This is a genomic window from Pseudomonas sp. W5-36, from assembly GCF_046540455.1.
Lineage (GTDB): Bacteria > Pseudomonadota > Gammaproteobacteria > Pseudomonadales > Pseudomonadaceae > Aquipseudomonas > Aquipseudomonas graminis_B.
Map to the genome: position 1 here is coordinate 112,368 of NZ_JAXCIQ010000013.1, position 17,572 is coordinate 129,939.

A 17,572-nucleotide genomic window follows, 5' to 3' on the forward strand; every position below is an offset into this window, starting at 1 on the left:
CTCCTTGCTCTTGTGATTGTCTGGGGATAACGCGTTGCGGCGCATGACTAGGTCGCATGGGTAGAGCGTAGAGCAAAGCGCGGGCCACTGCCGTCCGGCGCCCTGTTTATCGGGGTTTTGTCGATGAATCCTGTGGTCATGCCCGAGTGGTGTATCAACGGCGGGGCGGCAAGGGTGACACTTTGTACCCTTTGCGTGACAGCTTGGCGGACCCCGCCTTTCGCAGCATTGCAATGAATCGGGGCGAGGAGGATGCTGATCGGCAAATCCTCCGCAGAGCCCTGGCTCAGGATGAAGAATAAAAATGCACAGCAATCACCTGGCGCGTCACGCCGAACAAGTGCTGACCGTTACTCAAGGCAAAATCCCCCATCAATACGGCCCCGGCGCCGACCCTTCCATTGCCCGCTCCTGGCTGCGGTGCCTGGAGGACTACCACCTCGACCCTGCGCAGGCCATGGCGCCCACCGTGCTGGAGCATGCGCGCGTGCTGGAGAGTCGCGAGCAGTTGCAGCAAGTCCTGACCATCGCCGGCGACGAGATGAACAGCCTGCACCGTCAGCTTGCCGGCGGCAGCGCGGTGCTTCTGACCGACGCCCGCGGGATCATCCTCAATTGCGTGACCGAGCCAGGGGATCGACGGATTTTTGAGCGCGCCGGCCTCTGGCTGGGCGCCGACTGGAGCGAGGCGCGAGAGGGCACCAACGGCATCGGCACCTGCCTGGTCGAGCGTCAGTCGGTGACGATCCATCGCGACGAGCATTTTCGCGGCCGTCACACCGGCCTCACTTGTTCGGCGAGCCCGGTGTTCGATCCCCATGGCGATCTGCTTGCGGTGCTCGACGTTTCATCGGCCCGTCACGACGTGTCCCGCCAGAGCCAGTTTCACACCATGGCGCTGGTGAATCTGTCGGCGAAGATGATCGAAAGCAGTTATTTCCTGCGCCACTTCGACAGTCAGTGGCTCCTGCGTTTTCACCTTCAGGCCGGTGCAGTCGGTTTGTTCAGCGAAGGGCTTTTGGCGTTAGACGGCGAGGGCCGCGTCAGTGCGCTGAACCAGAGCGCGCTGAATCTGCTCGGCTTGAGCCGTGACGAACTGGTCGGGCAGGGCGTGGAATCGTTGTTTGACTGCTCGCTGGATGAGCTGCTGAGCCGCGCTTCGCCGGACGCCGCCGCCAGTTGGCCGCTGCGCACGCGGGACGGGCGGGGACTCTTCGCCGTATTGCGTGGGCAATCGCGTGCCGAGCTGAAGGGCCTTGTTGCGCCGGTGGTCAGCACGTTGGCTGTGCCGTTTTCTTCGCACGACATCTGCCTGGGCGATGCGTCGCTGCAAACTGATTTCCGCAGGGCGCTGAAGGTATTCGAGCGCGACGTACCGTTGCTGATCAACGGTGAAACCGGCTCTGGCAAGGAGGCGTTTGCCAAGGCAGTGCATCAGGCGAGTCAGCGCTCCGCCAAGCCGTTCGTGGCGCTGAACTGCGCGGCCATTCCGGAAAGCCTGATCGAGAGCGAGCTGTTCGGCTATCGCGGCGGCAGTTTTACCGGTGCGCGCAAGGAAGGCATGCGCGGCAAGTTGCAGCAGGCCGATGGCGGTACGTTGTTTCTGGATGAGATCGGCGACATGCCGGTGGCCTTGCAGACCCGTTTACTGCGCGTGCTGGAAGACCGGTTGGTGGTGCCTATTGGCGGCGAGCCGCAAGCGGTGGATGTACGACTGATCAGCGCGACCCACCGGAATTTGCTGGAGCGGGTGGAGGACGGCAGCTTTCGTGAAGATTTGTTTTATCGGCTTAATGGCCTGGAAATCGCCTTGCCGCCGTTGAGAGAGCGGAGTGATAAGGCGCAGTTGCTGGAGTTGTTGCTGAAGCAAGAGGCGGATGGGCTTTCGATTGTGATTGAGGCGAAGGCGAGGCAGGCGCTGCTCGACTTCAACTGGCCCGGCAACGTGCGGCAGATGCGCAACGTGCTGCGGACCCTGGCGGCGCTGTGTGATGAGGGGCGGATTGGTTATGAAGATCTGCCGGCGGCGATTCGGCAGGGGAGTGCGCAGACAAAGCCCGATGAGGTCCACTCGCCGCTGGACGACGCCGAACGCGCAGCGCTCATCGCCACCCTGGACACCCAGCGCTGGCACATGACCCACGCCGCCCGGGAATTGGGGGTGAGCCGGAATACGCTGTACAGAAAGCTGCGCAAGCATGGGATCAACCGCTGAAGTTCTGGGTGGATGAAACCGGTGTGAATGCTCGCAATTCTGCGTGTGCATGCGGTCCCATGTAGGACCGGCTTCAGCCGGGAAGAGGCCGGTTTGAGCGCCATCAATTCTGCAGTGTGCGATCTGACGTCTTCCCTGTCTGAAACGGGGACAGATTAATTTACGGTGAAGCGTTGTAAATAAATCAGTCCCCTTCAACCGTGGTCCCCTTCAACCAGTCTGATCGAGCACCCTCAATTCCCCCGTGCGCATCCACTGCCTTCTACGCTAACCTGCGGCCCATGTTCTAAGAGGTCGGTCATGCACATTCATATTCTGGGTATCTGCGGCACGTTCATGGGTTCGCTGGCGGTGCTCGCCAAGGATCTGGGCCATAAAGTCACGGGCTCCGATGCCAACGTCTACCCGCCGATGAGCACGCAGCTCGAAGCGCAGGGCATTCAGTTGATGCAGGGTTACGACCCTTCGCACCTCGAACCGGCACCGGATCTGGTGGTGGTCGGCAACGCCATGTCGCGCGGCAATCCCGCGGTCGAACATGTCCTGAACAAGGGCCTGCCCTACGTTTCCGGGCCGCAATGGCTGGCCGATCACGTCCTTCGCGGTCGCTGGGTGCTCGCCGTCGCCGGCACCCACGGCAAAACCACGACCAGCAGCATGCTCGCCTGGGTGCTGGAACACGCTGGCATGGCCCCGGGCTTCCTGATTGGCGGCGTGCCGCAGAACTTCGATGTCTCGGCGCGCCTGGGCGAAACGCCATTCTTCGTCGTCGAGGCGGATGAATACGACAGCGCCTTCTTCGACAAGCGCTCCAAGTTCGTCCATTACGGCCCGCGCACCGCCATCCTCAACAACCTGGAATTCGATCACGCCGACATCTTCCCCGATCTCCCGGCCATCGAACGGCAGTTCCACCACCTCGTGCGCACCATCCCGAGCGAAGGCCTGGTCATTCACCCGACCACCGAGCCCGCCCTTGAGCGCGTGATTCAAATGGGCTGCTGGACGCCGGTGCAAACCACGGGCGAGGGCGGTCAATGGCAGGCGAACCTGCTCAGCGAAGACGGCTCGAAATTCGAAGTGCTATTCGAAGGTGCGGTCCAAGGCGTCGTCGATTGGGGCATGACCGGCCAGCACAACGTGGCGAATGCCTTGGCGACCCTCGCCGCTGCCCGCCACGTTGGTGTGGTGCCGCAGCAGGGCGTCGACGCGCTGAGTGCGTTCAAGAGCGTGAAGCGGCGCATGGAGAAGGTCGCCGAAGTGCGCGGCATCACTATCTACGATGACTTCGCCCACCACCCGACCGCCATCGCCACCACGCTGGATGGACTGCGCAAAAAGGTTGGCGATGCGCCGATCATCGCCATCGTCGAGCCCCGTTCCAACTCCATGAAGCTCGGCGCCCACCGCGACGGCCTGCCGGAAAGCGTCGTCCAGGCGGATCAGGTGGTCTGGTATGCGCCGGCCAATCTGGGTTGGGATCTGGCGGCAACCGCCGCGGAGTGCACCATTCCATCGTTGGTGTGCGACAGCCTCGACGGCATTATCGAGCTTGTGAAAAACCAGGCAGAGCCCGGTACCCACGTGGTCATCATGAGCAACGGCGGCTTCGGCGGCCTGCACGGCAAACTCGCGGAGGCCCTGCAATGAGCGGCCCGGAACGCATTACCCTGGCGATGACCGGCGCGTCCGGCGCGCAATACGGCCTGCGCCTGCTGGACTGCCTGGTGCGCGAGGACCGCGAAGTACACTTCCTCATCTCCAAAGCCGCGCAGTTGGTCATGGCCACCGAGACCGACGTCAATCTGCCGCCCAAACCGCAGATGATGCAGGCCTTCCTCAACGAATACACCGGCGCGACAGCGGGCCAGATTCGGGTGTACGGCAAGGAAGACTGGATGTCGCCAGTGGCGTCCGGTTCAGGCTCGCCGAGTGCGATGGTGGTGGTGCCGTGTTCGACCGGTACGCTGTCGGCAATCGCCACGGGGGCCTGCAACAACCTGATCGAGCGCGCCGCAGACGTGACGTTGAAGGAGCGCCGGCAGTTGATCCTGGTGCCCCGCGAGGCGCCGTTCTCCAGCATCCACCTGGAGAACATGCTCAAGCTGTCGCACATGGGCGCGGTGATTCTGCCGGCGTCGCCCGGTTTCTATCACCAGCCGCAGACGATCGACGATCTGGTGGATTTCGTCGTCGCGCGGATTCTGAACCTGCTCAACATCCCGCAGGACATGCTGCCGCGTTGGGGCGAGCATCATTTTGGCGCCGATGAATAAGCTCGTCGTCATTGCCTTGGGCCTGTTGCTGACGACAGGCTGCTCGACCGTGCGCACTCTCGACGCCAATCAGCCCGGCGCGCCGGTCGTTTATGCCGGCACGCGACTGGATCTGTACGCCATTGAAGGGGGCTGCTGCGAGAAGGATCGCTTTGGCACCGAGGCGCCGAAACACCCGATGCTCGACCTGCCCGGCAGCGCGCTCCTCGACACGCTGCTGCTGCCATTGTCGATTCTGACCGCGCTGGGTGTGGGGTTTCAGGCGACGGGCGGGATGTAACTCAGAACGGCGATCCCTGTAGGAGTGAGCTTGCTCGCGATTGCGGTCTGACCGTTCCATTAATGGTGACTGTCAGAACCTGATCGCGAGCAAGCTCACTCCTACACCGTTTGTGTCGTCAGCCGGATCAGCTTGGCGCTACTTCCCCAGCCGCCGCAAATCATCCGATTCAACCACCCGCACGCCGTCCTGCTCTTCCAGCGCCAGGCGCCATAGCGCGCGGGCGAGGTTGCAGGCTTCGATGCCGCCGTATTTGCCGGGAATCAGCTTGGCAATCGGCCCGGCCAGCTGCTCCATCAGACGCTGATCCTGCCGCTCGCCAATCAACAACGACGGCTGGACGATGGTCAGCTGCGGCCAGCCCTGAAGCTTCAGCGCTTCTTCCATCTCGCCTTTCACACGGCTGTAAAAGATGCTCGATTGCGGGTCCGCGTTCACTGCGCTGATCACCAGCAGATGACGCGCCCCCAGCTCGCGAGCACGTTTGCCAAATGCCACGACCATGTCCAGATCGACGGCCCGGAAGGCATCCTGGGAACCGGCCTGTTTGATCGTGGTGCCCAGGCAGCAGAAGGCGATGTCCACAGGACCTTCGAGGGTGGGCAGCAAACTCTGGAGATCGCCGACCGGGTTTTCCAGACGTGGGTGTTCAGCCAGGGGGCGACGGCTGGGGGCGAGGAGGCGGGTGACAGTGGGTTCGTTGAGCAGGCGGTCGAGCAAGTGCTCGCCAGTCAATCCGGTAGCTCCGGCAAGCAAAATGTGCTGAGGCGTCAAGTACATGATCTTTCTCCCTTGATACGCCACAAGCATAGGCGCTGTACCGGAACAGACTGCGGGCGTAGCGGGAGGGTTTCACAAAAACACATGAAATGTTCGCGCATCCCGCACTTGAGCCTGGATCAATCTGTCGGAACCGGTTTGCAGGCGGACCCGCCCGGCCCCTTCCCGGTTGAAGCCGATCCTGCATTGGGTGCGATGGGACTCAGCGTCGAACGGTATTCAGCGCGCGCTCTGCCTGACTTTTGCGCAGCTGCCGCCAATGGTTGACCACGCCTTTCGGTGCCCACATCTGCGGCTCGGAGGCTTCGAAGCTTTCGTCCGTCTCACGCTGGGCGACGATGTCTTTCGCCTCATTGAACGCTTGCACCAGATCGTCGGTTTCCACCAGCGCCTTGCCGAACAGCGCCTCGCCGAAGTAGGTGAAATCCGCCTCTTCAGAACAGCCAAAGGACACCCGGTCCTCACGGGATGCGGTAATCACCATCGTCCGCTCGTCCTTGATCGCCGGAATGAAACCGCCCGAATAGCACGCGGAAATCACCACCACCTTATCGCGATTCTTCAGCGGCGCCAGCACGCCGGCCATCTCGTTGGCGGGCAGGTCGGACAGCTCCAGGCGCGGCTGATCCAGCACCAGCTCGTGTTCATGGGTGCCGTGACTGGTGAGGTAAATGAAGATCAAATCTTCCGGACCACTGCGCTTGGCCAACGTCTGCACGGCGCGGCTGATGGTTTCGCGGGTTGCCAGCGGGCGATCGGCCATGTGATCGCGATGGTTGACCAGCGTGATCTGGCCAAACGCACCGAAGCGCGTGGCGAGCAGCTTGTTCACGTAATCGGCCTCGCGCAGAAACACGCTCTGCTTGCCATCGCCACCCACGACGAGGCTGTACAGCTCGATGGCCGGCGTGGAGGCGGGCACGGCGGCGAGGGCTTTTTCGACCAGGGCGCCCTGGGCGAGCAGGCCCATTTCCAGCGGGTCCGGCAGCAGCTTTCCGGCCGCATCGCGCACGCGCTGGCCGTTGGACCAGGTGCCGCTCTGGACTTCGCCGTCCGCCGTGGTCAGCACGCCGCTGCCTTGATAGTTATCGTTCTCGAACTGGCCGATGTACACGCTGCCGTCCGGGAGCTTCAGGCTGCCTGAGCCTGCGAAGCGCCAGTTCTTGAACTCCCCTTGATAGCGGGTGCCATCGGAGCCGATCAACTCGCCCTTGCCGGTGAACGCGCCATCCTTGAACTGCCCCGACCAGACATCGCCATCGGCGTTTTCGTAGCGACCGCGGCCATTGAGCTGGTTGTTATGGAAGCCGCCGACGTACTGATCACCATCGGCGCTGTCGAAATTGCCCGTGCCTTCAAGCTGGCCATCGACGAACTTGCCGCTGAACTGGTTGCCCGCCGAATCGTTGCGCTGGCCTTCGCCGTTGGGTTTGCCGTGGGCGAACTGGCCCTGATACTCGCTGCCGTCGTCCAGTTCCAGATGACCGGCGCCGTCGTACAGGTCGGCCTTGAACTCGCCGCGATAGCTCATGCCGTGCTCTTTCAGCGTGCCTTCCCCGTCGCGCCGCCCCAGCTTGTAGCCGCCGACGTAACTGCCGGCGCTGGTCGTCAGCGAGCCCTGGCCATGGAAAAGCCCGTCCTGAAAACCGCCGCGGTACACGTCACCGTTGCTGGCGTGCCACTCGCCCTGGCCGTTCCATTGCCCGCTCTTGAATTCCCCGGCGTACCAGCTGCCATTGGGGTAATCGATCCGGCCCTTGCCTTGCAGCACGCCATTGATCACGTCGCCGCGATAGCGTCCGCCGTCGGGCAGGCGAGCGTCCGGGGGCAACAGCGATTCGCCGTCGCCGCAAGCGGTAAGAAGGAAGGTCAGGGCCAAAGGAGCAAACGCGCGCATGGTAAATCCCGAAAAAAAGATGTTTCGGCGTGATCTGATCGCGTACGTGTATCGAGTCGCTCACACAGCCGCAGCGAGTATGCCGCAGCGAGGAACGCTCATGAAACAGTCTGTTACGACTGTTTCATGTTTCTGGAAGGTTTGCAGAGGCTTTGTAGAGGGACGGCGGGGTTATACGAAGCACAGCGAAAGCGGTTCAGCAATGAACGCGGGCTTGTCCAGGCCTTCGATTTCAAGCGTTGCCGTGGCTTTGAGCAGCCATTGGCCGGGCTTCTTTTCGGTGACCTGCGCCAGCGTGACTTTTAGACGAACGCGCGAATTCACTTTCACCGGCTGAATGAATCGCACGCTGTCCAGGCCATAGTTGATCGCCATCTGCATGCCTTCGGGCACGACCATCAGGGACTCCATCAGCTTGGGGATCAGCGACAGCGACAGAAAGCCATGGGCGATGGTCGATCCGAACGGGGTTTGCGCCGCTTTCACCGGATCAACGTGGATAAACTGAAAGTCGCCGGTGGCCTCAGCGAACAGATTGATGCGCGCCTGATCGATGGTCAGCCATTCGGAGCATCCCAGGTCCTTGCCTTCATAGCGTTTGAGTTCTGCAACGGGTACGTGGGGCATCGTTACTCTCCTTGTCAGTTATTGTTTTTGCGCGCGATCTTCACAGGCAGCGTGGCGTCGGCGCTGTTATTGCTTGGCACTGAAGATCAGCACGCCGCACCGCGCGGGTCAACGTTCCGTCAACTGGCGAATGCCATCCCATAGGCAGAGCGGGTGGCGTGCCTATAATGTCGGCGCGAATCTGCTGGAGTTTTCTATGTTGCTAAGAGGCCTGACCTGGCTTGTGCTGTTCCAACTGATCGGAACCGCGCTCAATCACCTGTTTCTGTCGATCCTGCCCGGCCCGATCATCGGGCTGGTGCTGCTGATGATCTACCTGATGACCCGCGGCGAAGTCAGCGAACCCATCAGCCTGGCGGCCAGCAGCCTGCTGCGCTACCTGCCGCTGCTGCTGGTACCGCCTGCCGTGGGCGTGATGGTGTATGCGGACCAGATCGCCGAAGATTTCTGGGCGATCGTCGGCTCGCTGGTGATTTCTCTGATGGTCTCGCTGACCTTCGCCGGCTGGCTGATGCAGAAACTCATCGACCGCCAGGCCAATCGCCGGGAGCCATTATGAGTCTGGACTGGCACGGCGCCTGGCTGTCGGTGATTCATCACCCCTTGTTCGGCATCGCCATCACGCTGGGCGCTTATCAACTGGTGCTGGCCGGTTACGAGAAAACCCGCTGGGTGTTTCTGCAACCGGTGCTCATCTCCATGCTGGTGGTGATTGGCGTATTGGTGAGCTGCGGACTGTCCTACGTCGAGTACCGCAAGAGCACTGAAATCCTCAGCATTCTGCTGGGCCCCGCCACGGTTGCGTTGGCGGTGCCGCTTTATCTGAATCTGCGGCGCATCCGGCAACTGTTCTGGCCGGTATTGACTACGCTGGTGGTGGGTGGCGTGCTGGCCACCGGGCTGTGCGTGGGCCTGGGCTGGTTGCTCGGCGCGGATCACATGATCCTGATGACTATGGCGCCCAAGTCTGTCACCTCGCCGATCGCCATGCTGGTGGCCGAGCAGATTGGCGGCGTGGCGGCGCTGGCCGCGGTGTTTGTGTTGATAACCGGGGTGATCGGCGGCATATTCGGCCCCGGTCTGCTGACCTTGGCGCGGGTAACCAGCCCGGAAGCGCGAGGCATGGCCCTCGGGCTGACGGCCCACGCGGTGGGTACGTCGGCGGCCCTGCAGGAAAGTGAGGAATGCGGCGCCTTCGCGGCGCTGGCAATGAGTTTGATGGGTGTCGCCACGGCCTTGTTCCTGCCGTTGGCGGTGTCTCTGGTTGCTTGAGGATGGGTTTATGTCGTTGCCGTTGTTTCCACTGAATGCCGTGCTGTTCCCGGGGTGCGTGCTCGATCTGCAGCTCTTCGAGGCGCGCTACCTCGACATGATTGGCCGCTGCATGAAGCAGGGCGAAGGCTTCGGCGTGGTCTGTATCACTGAAGGCAGTGAGACGGGCGACGTGCCGGACGGTTTCTCGCTGATCGGCTGCGAAGCACGGGTGACCGATTTCCAGAAGCAGGATAACGGCCTGCTCGGCATTCGCGTTGTGGGGGCTCGACGCTTTCGGGTGAAGGACTACAGCACCCAGCGCGACAACCTGCTGGTCGGCGAAGTCGAGTGGCTGGACGATCCCCAGGAGCAACCGCTGCAGGAAGAGGACGACGATCTGGTCGCGTTGCTCGCTGCGCTGGCTGAACACCCGATGGTGGCCGCGCTGAACATGGGCCTCACCGCCAGCGGTCAGCACTCGCTGGCCAATCAACTGGCGTACCTGTTGCCGTTCGCGGAAGAAGACAAGATCGAGCTGCTGGAAATCGAAGACGCCGAAGAACGGCTTGATGCGATTCAGGACCTGCTCGACGAAATGCAGGGCGACATGCAGGCCTGATGCTAGATGTTGCTCGCAGCCCGGCTCGTTACCCCGCCGGGCCGCATGCACGTCGCGTCAGTACTGGTAGCGGATCAAACCGTGGGGGAACGAGTGCAGACCGAACCCGCCGAACAGCGCCACCATCGCCGGCAGCACCAGCCACCACACCTTGATTGGCAGCGCCTCCAACGGCTTCTTGTTCTGCACGAAGGCAAGGCTCGCGGCGCAGGTGAAAAACGCCAGCAGCATCCCGGCCGTGACATCCGTCGGCCAGTGCACCCCCAGATACACCCGAGACATGGCGATCGCCAGCGCCGGAATCCCGCCCAGCAACAGCCAGGTCAATCGCAGCCGAACCGGCTGACCCCGGCCGGCAAGCACCGCCAGCGACATGAATAGCGCAAACGAGGCCGAGGCATGTCCGCTCGGCATGCTGTAAGTCCCGAGCGCCTCCGTCAGGACCTCAGGCCGTGCGCGGGCGAAAGTGTATTTCATGCTCTGATTGATCAACGCCGCGCCAAGGGTGGTACCGATTACGAAGATTGCATGGCGCCATTGCCGCGTGACGACCAGCAGGATGGTCAGCAGGGCGGCCGCGCAGAACTGAGTCCGGAAATCCCCCAGGCCCGTCACCATCACCACGAAGTTCTCGGCTGCAGCGCTCCGGCTGGCCTGCACCACAGTCATGATGCCCTGATCGAAATCGGCCAGGTACGGCCAGCCCAGGAAAACGCTTGCCAGCAAAATGAAGCAGGTCAGGGCGATAACTTTCGTCGCGTAGGGCTTTTGTCGCAGGCTGCTTTGGATGCTGATGCCCAGCAGAAGCGCCAGCCCGCCGCCCACCACGGCAGCCTGGGGCCAGAAGTTTTCCGGCAGCGGCAGGCGGATCGCAGCACCGGTCGCCCAGCCCGGCAGAATATAGGCCACGGACCATCCGGCCGCGGCGATCAGGCTGACGCCGGCAAAGCGCACGAACGGCATGTCGCACATCCCGGCCACCATCGGCAGCATAGGGCGCAGCGGGCCGATGAAGCGGCCGACCAGCAGGCTGGCAATGCCGTAGCGCTGAAAGTAGTTCTCGGCGCTGCCGATCCACTCCGGGTGACTGCGCAGACCCGGCAATTGACGAATCCTCTGATGGAAGCGCCGGCCGAGGAAGTACGACACCAGGTCGCCCAGGATACCGCCGAGGAAGCCCAGCAAAAGCGCTTCGCTCAATGGGAGTATCCCGCTGCCGGCCAGTGCGGCAATCGCGAACAGCACAACGGTGCCGGGGACGACGATGCCGGCAATCGCCAGGCATTCGATGAACGCGACGATAAAAATCGCCGCGCCGAGCCAGGAAGGGTTGGCGCTTAGCCAAGAGGTGATGCTGTCGAGCCATGCGCCCATGGGTTCAGTTTCCTTGCTCGATGAGAATATAGTCGCGCCCTTCGACTTGCCCGCGTCTGATCGGGTTCCGTGTGCAGAAGCGGGCATAGGCGGCGTCAACGAACCGGTACATCAGGTGCTCGTCACGCCCGGCGGGAATGCCCAGGCGCGTGGTTTGAATAATCCGCGGCGGTCGCTGACCCACGTCCTCGACAAAGAGTTGCTCTTCATCGATGCGCCTGGCGTCCCACATCGGCACCTTCAGGCCCAGCGCCTTGCACAGTAATGTCTGTCCAGCGCACAGCCGCTCGGGCGTGCGCACGTTGCCACTGGCGTCGGGATTGTTCAGCAGCATGCGGGCGAGGGCGTTCTCATCGGACACCGCATCGACCCAGGGATAGGCCGATTTGATCAACACCGCATTGCCCGGGCCCTCCGCACTGAAATTCAGCGAATCACCGCCGCGGGCGTAATACATATAAATGTGCCCGCCTTCCAGAAACAAAGCCTTACGTTTTTCCGTGTAACCGAGGGACGCATGACTGCCTTTCTCGGCCACGTAATACGCCTCCGTCTCAATAATCCGGGCCGACAACCACACCCCGTCGACCTTGTGACGAATGACCTTGCCGAGTAACTCCCGGGCAAGCGTCTGCGCGTCGCGATGAAAAAAACTGTCCGGCAGGGCGCGTGGCGATTGGTCAGGCATAAACAAATGCAGTCAGAGAATGGACCGCGATCATATCAACATCGGCCTTAATTGGAGCTGAATGGGTGAGAGCGGCCGCGAACCCGGGGACAGATTAATTTACGGTGAAGCGTTGTAAATAAATCAGTCCCCTCCCAACGAGTCCCCTCCCAACGCCAGTGCCCACGGGCGGCCTTCCCGGCGGCGATCCCTGTAGACCGGCTTCAGCCGGGAAGCTCTTGATCTGCCTAAACGCGCTTTTGATCTTGATCTTCGTACGCAAGATTTCCAGACACCGCCAAACGCGACTTGGGTGCAGGCTGAACGCAGGTCTCGCGCAGTGGGCCGAGCCGCAGGGATGCGGCGAGAGCGCCGTCAGGACATGGATGTCCGTTCGGCGCGGGCCCACGGAGCGAGACCGGAGTGAAGGAACCCGACGAAGTCGGGCCCAACCGGGAGCAGGCACCCTTGGTTACTTGGGGTGCTTTTCCAAGTAACTCGCAGAAGGCGAAACAGTTCCGCCGTTAGGCGGAATCCACGCTCGGTGGGCCTGGTTCACTGAACAAAACCTCCTTATTCCGACCATCCGCCTGTCGCCGCTGTCGTTCAGCACGCCCGACAGCTATAATCCGCCGCTTTCCCATTTGCCAAGACCCCCGAGACCATGACTGAGTCCGTTCTTGACTACATGACCCGCCTGGGTCGCGCCGCCCGCGAAGCCTCCCGCGTGATCGGCCGTGCCAGCACCGCACAGAAGAACCGCGCCCTCGCAGCCACCGCTGCCGCGCTGGACGCTTCCCGTGCCGAGCTGACCGCCGCCAACGAACAAGACCTCGCCGCTGGCCGCGCCAATGGACTCGAACCCGCTCTGCTCGAACGCCTCTCCCTGACCCCGGCCCGCATCGACAGCATGATCGCCGGCCTGCGCCAGGTCGCCAGCCTGCCAGACCCCATCGGCACCCTGCGCGACATGAACTTCCAGCCCTCCGGCATCCAGGTCGGCAAAATGCGCGTGCCACTCGGCGTTGTCGGCATCATCTATGAGTCGCGTCCCAACGTAACCATCGACGCCGCCAGCCTCTGTCTCAAATCCGGGAATGCCACCATCCTGCGTGGCGGCTCCGAAGCCATACATTCCAACCGCGCCATCGCCGCCTGCATCCAGCGCGGCCTTGATGACGCAGGTTTGCCGGCCGCCGTCGTACAAGTCGTCGAAACCACCGACCGTGCCGCCGTTGGCGCACTGATCACCATGCCGGAGTACGTGGACGTCATCGTGCCGCGTGGAGGCAAAGGCCTGATCGAACGCGTCAGCCGTGACGCCAAAGTCCCGGTCATCAAACACCTGGACGGCATCTGCCACGTCTACGTCAGTGCCCATGCCGACCTGGCCGCTGCCCAGCGCATCAGCTTCAACGCCAAGACCTACCGTTATGGCATCTGCGGCGCGATGGAAACCCTGCTGGTCGATCAAACCATCGCCGCAGACTTCCTGCCGCCCATGGCTACCCAGTTCCGCGAGAAAGGCGTCGAACTGCGCGGCTGCGAGCGCGCCCGCGACCTGATCGACGTCTTGCCGGCCACCGAAGACGACTGGCACACCGAGTACCTTGCGCCGATCCTGTCGATCCGCATCGTCACCGGTCTGGACCAAGCCATCGAACACATCAATCACTACGGCTCGCATCACAGCGACGCCATCATCTCCGACTCGCAAGCCCAGACTCGCCGCTTCATGGCTGAAGTCGACTCGAGTTCGGTGATGGTCAACGCGCCCACCAGTTTTGCCGACGGTTTCGAATACGGCCTGGGTGCGGAAATCGGCATTTCGACCGACAAGATTCACGCGCGCGGTCCCGTGGGGCTTGAAGGCCTGACCTGCGAGAAATACATCGTCGTCGGCGATGGCACGCAGTTGCGCGGGCAGGGGCCGGTCTGACTTGGCCCACGTCGGTCAGGCTTCAGGCAGCGGCGCGCAGGCAATGGCCGATCCGATTGCGGTTCCGCTGAACACGGCACGGGTGCCACAGCGCATCGGCATACTCGGCGGCACGTTCGACCCGGTGCACATTGGCCATTTGCGTGGCGCACTGGAAGTTGCCGAACTGCTGGAACTCGATGAGCTGCGCCTGACGCCCAGCGCCCGACCGCCTCATCGCGACACGCCGAGCGTGTCGGCGCAGGACCGTCTGGCGATGGTGCAGTGCGCGGTCGCCGGGGTGCCACCCTTGACGGTGGATGATCGCGAGCTGTTGCGCGACAAGCCGTCGTACACGATCGACACGCTGGAGTCGATGCGCGCGGAACTCGCCGCCGATGACCAGCTATTTTTATTGCTGGGTTGGGACGCCTTTTGCGGGCTGCCTTCCTGGCATCGGTGGGAAGAGTTGCTGGAGCACTGCCATATCGTGGTGCTGCAACGCCCGGACGCCGACAGCGAGTCCCCGGATGCGATGCGAAATCTGCTCGCGGGACGTGCCGTCAGTGATCCAAAGGCCCTCAAGGGGCCCGGCGGAAAGATTACGTTCGTCTGGCAGACGCCGCTTTCGGTGTCTGCCACCCAGATCCGTCAACTGCTGGCCAGCGGTAAGTCGGTACGTTTTCTGGTGCCAGACGCGGTACTGGCCTATATCGATACGCACGGGCTGTACCGTGCGTCGAACTGAAGGTGTGTTGCTACGCAGCCAAGTGCGCGAAGAAACGCCCAAACATACGAGTTAAAAGAGTTTTTTATGACTGACAAACGCGCTGTAAACCCAATCATCGAAGTGATCAGGGCTGCCCTGGAAGACGTCAAGGCCCAGGATATCCAGGTGCTGGACGTTCGTGACAAACAAAGCATCACTGATTACATGGTCATCGCGACCGGTACCTCCAACCGCCAGATCAACGCGATGCTCGACAAGGTCCGCGAAGAAGTCAAAAAGCAGGGCCTCAAGCCGCTGGGCGAAGAAGGCAAGGGCGACAGCGACTGGGTGCTGCTCGACCTGGACATCGCCATCGTTCACATGATGACCGCCTCCGCTCGCCAGTTTTACGACCTCGAGCGTCTGTGGGCCGGTGCCGAGCAGAGCCGTTCGGCCAGCGCTGCACACCACAGCCCGGAAAACGCTCACGAGCATTTCGACAAGCTGAACAAAGACCAGGCCTAAGGCGTCGTTGTGCGTCTGCGTCTGATCGCTGTCGGTTCCCGCATGCCCAAGTGGGTGGAAGAGGGTTGGCATGAGTATGCCAAGCGTCTGCCATCCGAGCTGGCGCTGGACCTGGTGGAAATTCCGCTCAATACCCGTGGCAAGAACGCCGACGTGGCACGCCTCATCCGTCAGGAAGGCGAGGCCATGCTGGCGAAAGTGCAGCCGGGCGAGCGGATCGTCACGCTTGAAGTGCATGGCAAGCCCTGGAGCACCGAGCAACTGGCGGGCGAGCTCGATCGCTGGCGTCTGGATTCGCGCACGGTCAACTTGATGGTCGGCGGTCCGGAAGGGCTGGCGCCGGAAGTCTGTGCACGGGCCGAGCAGCGTTGGTCGTTGTCGCCACTGACGTTGCCGCACCCGCTGGTGCGCATCCTCATCGGCGAGCAGATTTATCGTGCCTGGACCGTGCTGTCCGGTCACCCTTATCACAAGTAGCGCCGCTGCCTTCACTGTGAACCTGCCCTAAATGTCTCAGCCGATCCGCCTGAAAGACCACGAAAAGGACGCACGCCTGGTGCGCAGCCGAGTCGTGGTCGGTGCAGTCGCGGTCGTCGTGCTGATCTGCGTTCTGATCGCGCGGCTGTATTTCCTGCAGGTCATCCAGTACGAGTACCACTCGACGCTGTCCGAGAACAATCGCGTTCACGTGCAGCCGATTCCGCCGAGTCGCGGGCTGATCTACGACCGCAACGGCGTGGTCATTGCCGACAACCGGCCGAGCTTCAGCCTGAGCATGACCCGCGAACGTTCCGGTGACTGGACCCAAGTGCTGGACACCATCGTTCAAGTGCTTGAGCTGACGCCGGATGATCGGATCATCTTCGAAAAACGCATGAAGCAGGGGCGACGGCCGTTCGAGCCGGTGCCCATTCTGTTCGAGCTGACCGAAGAGCAAATCGCCCGTATCGCCGTTAATCAGTTCCGGCTGCCGGGCGTTGAAGTGGTGGCGCAGCTGGTTCGTCACTATCCGCAGGGCGAGCACTTCGCCCACTCGGTGGGTTACATGGGGCGGATCAACGAGAAAGAGCTGAAAAGCCTCGATCCCGTGAATTACAGCGGCACTCACCACATGGGCAAAACCGGTATCGAGCGCTTTTACGAGCCCGAGCTGCACGGCCAGGTCGGCTACGAAGAAGTCGAAACCAACGCCCGCGGCCGCGTCTTGCGCGTGCTCAAACGGACCGATCCGGTGCCCGGCAAGGACATCGTCCTGAGCCTCGACATCCAGTTGCAGGAAGCCGCCGAAGCCGCGCTGGCCGGGCGTCGCGGCGCCGTGGTGGCGTTGGACCCAAGCACCGGCGAGGTGCTGGCGATGGTCAGCCAGCCGAGCTTCGACCCGAATCTGTTCGTCACCGGAATCAGCTTCAAGGCGTACTCCGAACTGCGAGATTCAGTCGACCGCCCGCTGTTCAACCGTATTTTGCGGGGCCTGTATCCACCGGGTTCGACGATCAAGCCGGCGGTGGCGATTGCCGGTCTCGACACCGGCGTTATCACGGCGAGCACGCGGGTGTTCGACCCCGGCTATTACATGCTGCCGAACTACGACCACAAATACCGCAACTGGAACCGCACCGGCGATGGCTGGGTGGATCTGGACACGGCGATCATGCGCTCCAACGACACCTACTTTTACGATCTGGCCCACAAGGTTGGGATCGATCGGCTGTCGGCCTACCTGAACAAGTTCGGCATCGGCCAGAAAGTCTCGCTGGACATGTTCGAAGAATCCCCCGGCCTGATGCCGTCCCGTGACTGGAAACGTGTCACCCGGCGGCAGGCGTGGTTCCCGGGTGAAACACTCATTCTGGGGATCGGCCAGGGCTACATGCAGGCCACCCCGCTGCAGTTGGCCCAGGCCACCGCGCTGGTGGCGAACAGAGGCAAATGGAACCGCCCGCACCTGGCCAGGACCGTCGAAGGGCAGAAGCCGGTGGACCACAACCCGATGCCTGACATCGTCCTGCGTGATCCGTCGGACTGGGCCAAGGTCAACCACGGCATGCAGCAAGTGATGCACGGCGCTCGCGGCACCGCGCGCAAGGCCGCGATCGGTGCCCAGTACCGCATCGCCGGCAAGAGCGGTACGGCCCAGGTCGTGGCCATTCGGCAGGGCGAGAAGTACGACCGCTCGAAAGTCCAGGAACGCCACCGCGACCACGCCTTGTTCGTCGGCTTTGCGCCGGCCGACAGCCCGAAGATCGTCGTTGCGGTGATGATCGAAAACGGCGAGTCGGGATCGGGCGTTGCCGCGCCGGTGGTGCGGCAGGTCATGGACGCCTGGCTGCTTGATCCTCAGGGCCATCTGAAACCCGAATACGCCAGCAATGCACAGCCTCCGGAGACCGCGGCCCGTGAAGAGTAATTTCGACCGCATCCTGTCCAGCGA

At 62.4% G+C, this 17,572-nt stretch carries 17 protein-coding genes; 12 read left to right on the top strand and 5 right to left on the bottom strand.

What is annotated here, in order from left to right; all coding sequences use genetic code 11:
* Window positions 1–304: 304 nt before the first annotated feature.
* From SLW74_RS19795 to SLW74_RS19810, 4 genes are all read left to right on the top strand, one after another.
* Window positions 305–2,215, top strand: a complete 1,911-nt coding sequence (locus SLW74_RS19795) for a sigma-54-dependent Fis family transcriptional regulator (RefSeq protein ID WP_410929842.1) — start codon at window positions 305–307, stop codon at window positions 2,213–2,215.
* Between the two features lie 300 nt (window positions 2,216–2,515).
* Window positions 2,516–3,865 (top strand): UDP-N-acetylmuramate:L-alanyl-gamma-D-glutamyl-meso-diaminopimelate ligase, encoded by a 1,350-nt coding sequence (gene mpl, locus SLW74_RS19800; RefSeq protein ID WP_410929843.1) that lies wholly within the window; start codon window positions 2,516–2,518, stop codon window positions 3,863–3,865.
* On the top strand, window positions 3,862–4,491 hold the full coding sequence (ubiX, locus tag SLW74_RS19805) for a flavin prenyltransferase UbiX (protein ID WP_410929844.1): 630 nt from the start codon (window positions 3,862–3,864) through the stop codon (window positions 4,489–4,491). The genes mpl and ubiX overlap by 4 nt, the downstream gene beginning before the upstream one ends.
* Window positions 4,484–4,771, top strand: a complete 288-nt coding sequence (locus SLW74_RS19810) for a YceK/YidQ family lipoprotein (RefSeq protein ID WP_410929845.1) — start codon at window positions 4,484–4,486, stop codon at window positions 4,769–4,771. The genes ubiX and SLW74_RS19810 overlap by 8 nt, the downstream gene beginning before the upstream one ends.
* 138 nt (window positions 4,772–4,909) lie before the next feature.
* On the opposite strand, the gene SLW74_RS19815 is transcribed toward SLW74_RS19810, so the two are convergent.
* From SLW74_RS19815 to SLW74_RS19825, 3 genes are all read right to left on the bottom strand, one after another.
* Window positions 4,910–5,551, bottom strand: coding sequence for an oxidoreductase (locus SLW74_RS19815; RefSeq protein WP_410929846.1), 642 nt, complete (start codon window positions 5,549–5,551; stop codon window positions 4,910–4,912).
* A gap of 202 nt (window positions 5,552–5,753) precedes the next feature.
* Window positions 5,754–7,448 (bottom strand): C13 family peptidase, encoded by a 1,695-nt coding sequence (locus tag SLW74_RS19820; protein ID WP_410929847.1) that lies wholly within the window; start codon window positions 7,446–7,448, stop codon window positions 5,754–5,756.
* A gap of 171 nt (window positions 7,449–7,619) precedes the next feature.
* A complete protein-coding gene (locus SLW74_RS19825; protein ID WP_065988385.1) occupies window positions 7,620–8,075 on the bottom strand; it encodes a MaoC family dehydratase in 456 nt (151 codons plus the stop codon).
* Window positions 8,076–8,271: 196 nt separating this feature from the next.
* Between SLW74_RS19825 and SLW74_RS19830 the strand changes: the two genes are divergently transcribed.
* From SLW74_RS19830 to SLW74_RS19840, 3 genes are read left to right on the top strand one after another with little or no spacing between them, the layout of a single operon-like run.
* On the top strand, window positions 8,272–8,634 hold the full coding sequence (locus SLW74_RS19830; protein WP_410929848.1) for a CidA/LrgA family protein: 363 nt from the start codon (window positions 8,272–8,274) through the stop codon (window positions 8,632–8,634).
* Between the two features lie 2 nt (window positions 8,635–8,636).
* On the top strand, window positions 8,637–9,347 hold the full coding sequence (locus SLW74_RS19835; protein WP_410929871.1) for an LrgB family protein: 711 nt from the start codon (window positions 8,637–8,639) through the stop codon (window positions 9,345–9,347).
* Window positions 9,348–9,357: 10 nt separating this feature from the next.
* Window positions 9,358–9,948, top strand: a complete 591-nt coding sequence (locus tag SLW74_RS19840) for an LON peptidase substrate-binding domain-containing protein (protein WP_065988382.1) — start codon at window positions 9,358–9,360, stop codon at window positions 9,946–9,948.
* Window positions 9,949–10,005: 57 nt separating this feature from the next.
* Here SLW74_RS19840 and SLW74_RS19845 read toward each other — a convergent pair whose 3' ends face one another.
* Together SLW74_RS19845 and SLW74_RS19850 are read right to left on the bottom strand one after the other, a co-directional pair.
* Window positions 10,006–11,322, bottom strand: coding sequence for a bifunctional DedA family/phosphatase PAP2 family protein (locus SLW74_RS19845; RefSeq protein WP_410929849.1), 1,317 nt, complete (start codon window positions 11,320–11,322; stop codon window positions 10,006–10,008).
* A gap of 4 nt (window positions 11,323–11,326) precedes the next feature.
* Complete coding sequence (locus tag SLW74_RS19850; protein ID WP_410929850.1) at window positions 11,327–12,010, bottom strand: DNA-3-methyladenine glycosylase; 684 nt, start codon at window positions 12,008–12,010, stop codon at window positions 11,327–11,329.
* Window positions 12,011–12,653: 643 nt separating this feature from the next.
* Here SLW74_RS19850 and SLW74_RS19855 point away from each other — a divergent pair.
* The 5 genes from SLW74_RS19855 (at window position 12,654) to mrdA (ending at window position 17,548) form a co-directional block, all read left to right on the top strand.
* Window positions 12,654–13,928, top strand: coding sequence for a glutamate-5-semialdehyde dehydrogenase (locus SLW74_RS19855; RefSeq protein ID WP_410929851.1), 1,275 nt, complete (start codon window positions 12,654–12,656; stop codon window positions 13,926–13,928).
* Window positions 13,929–14,010: 82 nt separating this feature from the next.
* Entirely contained in the window at window positions 14,011–14,655 is a 645-nt protein-coding gene (gene nadD / locus SLW74_RS19860; protein ID WP_167355788.1) for a nicotinate-nucleotide adenylyltransferase, read from the top strand.
* A 66-nt stretch (window positions 14,656–14,721) separates the two neighbouring features.
* Entirely contained in the window at window positions 14,722–15,141 is a 420-nt protein-coding gene (gene rsfS, locus SLW74_RS19865; RefSeq protein ID WP_065988378.1) for a ribosome silencing factor, read from the top strand.
* A gap of 9 nt (window positions 15,142–15,150) precedes the next feature.
* Complete coding sequence (gene rlmH, locus SLW74_RS19870; protein WP_065988377.1) at window positions 15,151–15,618, top strand: 23S rRNA (pseudouridine(1915)-N(3))-methyltransferase RlmH; 468 nt, start codon at window positions 15,151–15,153, stop codon at window positions 15,616–15,618.
* 31 nt (window positions 15,619–15,649) lie between these two features.
* Window positions 15,650–17,548 (top strand): penicillin-binding protein 2, encoded by a 1,899-nt coding sequence (gene mrdA, locus SLW74_RS19875; RefSeq protein ID WP_410929852.1) that lies wholly within the window; start codon window positions 15,650–15,652, stop codon window positions 17,546–17,548.
* The last annotated feature ends 24 nt before the right edge of the window (window positions 17,549–17,572 follow it).

Coding starts and splice junctions, on each gene's coding strand:
- SLW74_RS19825 (WP_065988385.1), bottom strand. CDS start 8,075: ATGCCCCACGTACCCGTTGCAGAACTCAAACGCTATGAAGGCAAGGAC.
- SLW74_RS19820 (WP_410929847.1), bottom strand. CDS start 7,448: ATGCGCGCGTTTGCTCCTTTGGCCCTGACCTTCCTTCTTACCGCTTGC.
- SLW74_RS19840 (WP_065988382.1), top strand. CDS start 9,358: ATGTCGTTGCCGTTGTTTCCACTGAATGCCGTGCTGTTCCCGGGGTGC.
- SLW74_RS19795 (WP_410929842.1), top strand. CDS start 305: ATGCACAGCAATCACCTGGCGCGTCACGCCGAACAAGTGCTGACCGTT.
- rsfS (WP_065988378.1), top strand. CDS start 14,722: ATGACTGACAAACGCGCTGTAAACCCAATCATCGAAGTGATCAGGGCT.
- mpl (WP_410929843.1), top strand. CDS start 2,516: ATGCACATTCATATTCTGGGTATCTGCGGCACGTTCATGGGTTCGCTG.
- SLW74_RS19830 (WP_410929848.1), top strand. CDS start 8,272: ATGTTGCTAAGAGGCCTGACCTGGCTTGTGCTGTTCCAACTGATCGGA.
- SLW74_RS19815 (WP_410929846.1), bottom strand. CDS start 5,551: ATGTACTTGACGCCTCAGCACATTTTGCTTGCCGGAGCTACCGGATTG.
- SLW74_RS19845 (WP_410929849.1), bottom strand. CDS start 11,322: ATGGGCGCATGGCTCGACAGCATCACCTCTTGGCTAAGCGCCAACCCT.
- SLW74_RS19810 (WP_410929845.1), top strand. CDS start 4,484: ATGAATAAGCTCGTCGTCATTGCCTTGGGCCTGTTGCTGACGACAGGC.
- SLW74_RS19850 (WP_410929850.1), bottom strand. CDS start 12,010: ATGCCTGACCAATCGCCACGCGCCCTGCCGGACAGTTTTTTTCATCGC.
- ubiX (WP_410929844.1), top strand. CDS start 3,862: ATGAGCGGCCCGGAACGCATTACCCTGGCGATGACCGGCGCGTCCGGC.
- SLW74_RS19855 (WP_410929851.1), top strand. CDS start 12,654: ATGACTGAGTCCGTTCTTGACTACATGACCCGCCTGGGTCGCGCCGCC.
- mrdA (WP_410929852.1), top strand. CDS start 15,650: ATGTCTCAGCCGATCCGCCTGAAAGACCACGAAAAGGACGCACGCCTG.